Raw genomic sequence first — 3,153 nt, forward strand, 5'->3', positions numbered from 1 at the left:
CATCCGGTACTGGCATTGATGGCTCAGTGTATATCGCAGCAAGATGGTGGGGTTCTCCTAGGATACTGGGAGCAGGTATATGAGAGGTCAGACCCTATCCCGCTATCGTTTGCACAGCGCCGTCTGTGGATGTTATCTCAGCTGGACCCACATGGAACGCAGTATCTGATCCCGCTGCGCTTTACCTTGCATGGCCCACTTCAGCGTTCGCGCTTTGAGGCTAGTTTTGTTGAGTTGATCGAGCGCCACACGATCCTGCGCTCGTATATTGTGCAGGACAAATCGGGTCAGGCGTGCGTGGAGCTTGTCGATGAGGCGGTGCAATTGGCGTATGAGGATCTGCAAGGCTTCAATGATCCCGAGCGGCAGCAGCGTTTGGATCAGAGACTGCGCGATCAGGCGAGCACGACTCTGGATCTAGGCTGTCATGTACCATACCGGGCGGGGCTGATCCGACTGTCCTCGCAGGAACATGTGTTTTATCTGACGGTGCACCATGCGGTGCTTGATGGTGTGGCTACAGAGGTTTTGGTGCAGGAGCTGATGGCGCTGTACGCGGGGCAGTCACTGGCGCCAGTGGAGCATGATTACGTGCGCTACAGCCGCTGGGAGCAGAGCGAGGCGTTTGCGCAGCAAATAGAGCCGGGACTGTCGTACTGGAGCCGCCGTCTGAGCGATCTACAGCCGCTGGCGTTACCGTATATGGATATACATGCGAGCGATGAGACCAGCGGGCTGTATGCGCAACAGCTGAGTGAAGGGGAGCGGCAGGAGCTGCAAAAGCTGGCGCGAGATCATGGTGTGACCGCATTTACGGTATACGCGCTGGGGCTGCAACTGGTGCTGGGGCGGTTGCGCCAAGGTGGCGACGTGGCATTCGGGACGTACGCGGCCAATCGGGTGTATGCGCCGTTCTCACACACGGTGGGCACGTTCGTGAACCCGTTGGTGCTGCGTTTTAAATATGATGAGGGTGAGTCACTGAGTCAGGCGCTGGAGCGCACGCAATTGCAGGTGATGCAGGACTTTGAATGGCAGCATGTGCCGTTTGAACGGGTTGTGGAACAGCTGAATCCGCCGCGCGAGCCGGGGCGGCACCCACTGTTCGAAGTGGGCCTTGTGTGCAATGAGCAATTGTATCAGGCGCAATATGAAGTGCAAGGTCTGCGGTTGCAGCCGCAGGGCCTGGATGGTCGGGAAGGCGTGACGCATCGTACAGCGCTGGAGGTGTGGATCTCGCCGCAGTCTGAAGGTCTGGAGGTAGTGGCCACGTACGCGCAGGCGCGGGTGGGCGATCGCCTGGCGCAAGCGGTGATACAGGGGTTGTGCGAGGTATTACGTCAAATGTTGTGTGTGGAGCCGGCTCGGCAGTTGGGTCAGATAGGGTGGCAAACGGCGCAAGTGGCAAAGCAGGCTGATGTGTCGGTCTGGCAAGGAGATCGGCAGGAGTGGCCGGCCGGAACGCTGTGGTCACTGTGGCAGCAACAAGTCAAGCGTCAGGGCCCGGCGGTAGCGGTGTATGGCGATGAGGATCAGGCAGATGTCAGCTGGCAGCAGTTAAGTGATGGGGCCGAGGCGCTGGCGGTACACTTAGTACAGCAGGGGGTATGCGCGGGCGAAGTGGTGGCGGTGTTGCTGGAACACTCGCCGCAATTGGTGCAGGCGGTGCTGGGTGTGGTGCGCAGTGGTGCAGTGCTGTTGTTGTTAGAGCCGGGTGATCCGTCGCAACGGCACGTGGAATTGGTGGCCGATGCGGGTGTGCGTTGGATTATCAGCAATGAAGTGGACGAGGCGCAGGCGGCGGGTCTAGAGCAGCAGAACTGGGTGGCATTGCCCGAGGAGGAGCCACAGTTGCAAGCCTTGTTGGCCGAGCGCGAAGTGTTGTCTGGGCGTGTCGAGAGTGAAGTGCTGTATTGGGTGTATACCTCGGGTTCGACGGGTCAGCCCAAGGCAGTGCAGGGTAGTGTCCGAGGGTTTATAAACCGGCTGTACTGGATGGGTCGACAGTACGGGGTGCAGGCGGGTGAGCGAGCACTGCTCAAGACCTCGGTCAGTTTCGTGGATATTTATGGTGAGCTGCTGGGCAACCTGCTCGAAGGGGTGGCGCTGGTGGTGGCGAGTGATGCGCGCCGGCGCGATCCAGCGGGGCTGTTATGGCGCTTGCGCGAGGGCCAAGTGGATCGTTTGACTGTGACGCCCAGCCTACTGCAGGCGTTGTGCGAGCAGCTGGATCAGGATGGAGTGGCAGGCCAGGCAGTGGCACCGTTGTCGCTGCGGCTAGTGTTCAGCAGCGGCGAGGCACTGAGTTGGTCACTAGTGCGCCAGGCGCGGGCAAGCCTGGGCAGCGGATTGCGGCTAGTCAACGTGTATGGTTCCTCAGAAGTGAGCGCTGATGTGGCAGCCTATGAAGTAGGCCATGAAGAACAGGAGGACGCGAGTGTGGTCAGCGGGCTGGTACCTGTGGGCCAGCTGATGAGTAATGTTAAGGCACGGATCGTGGGCCAGGAAGGCCTGGTGCAGTGGCCGGGGTTGGTTGGCCGGCTGCAGCTTGGGGGGGTGGCACTCTCGCCAGGGTATGCGGGTAAGGCTCGGCGGGCCGAGTCGATGTTTTATGAAAATGAAGGTGAGCGCTGGTTCGACACAGGCGATGAGGTGATACGCAACGCACGGGGAGAGCTGATAGTACTGGGCCGTCGCGATGCGCAGGTCAAGTTGCGGGGCATCCGGATAGATTTGCAGGGACTGGATGTACAGGTTGCTGGAGTGGCCGGCGTGCGCCAGTCGTTGTCTGCGGTAATAGACACAGGCGGCGGGCCGGTGTTGGGTGTACTGGTGGTAGTGCAGGGCGGAGCGACGCAGCAGGCGGTGCGCGTTGCGTTGCAACAGCAACTGCCGGCCCCAATGGTGCCGGGAATTATTGAGGTGGTGCAACAGTTACCGCGGCTAAGTACGGGTAAGCCGGATCGCGGTCAGGCGGCGGCGCTGTTACAGCAGGCGTTGCAGTGCGAACAGGATGAGCAGCAGGCATTGACGCCATTGCAGCAGCGTATCGAACAAATCTGGCGCACGCTGTTGCAACGCGAGCAGCCGATCGGTGCACATCAGAACTTTTTTACACTGGGTGGCCACTCCCTCATGCTCGCTCGACTGGCT

General features: G+C 60.3%; 1 protein-coding gene. It reads left to right on the forward strand.

What is annotated here, in order from left to right:
* Positions 1-3,153: condensation domain-containing protein (locus ACT3R7_RS20455; RefSeq protein WP_496199449.1), on the forward strand; the 3,153-nt coding region annotated here is incomplete at both ends.

It is taken from the genome of Halomonas sp. AOP43-A1-21 (assembly GCF_052376775.1).
Classification (GTDB): Bacteria; Pseudomonadota; Gammaproteobacteria; order Pseudomonadales; family Halomonadaceae; genus Vreelandella; species Vreelandella colorata.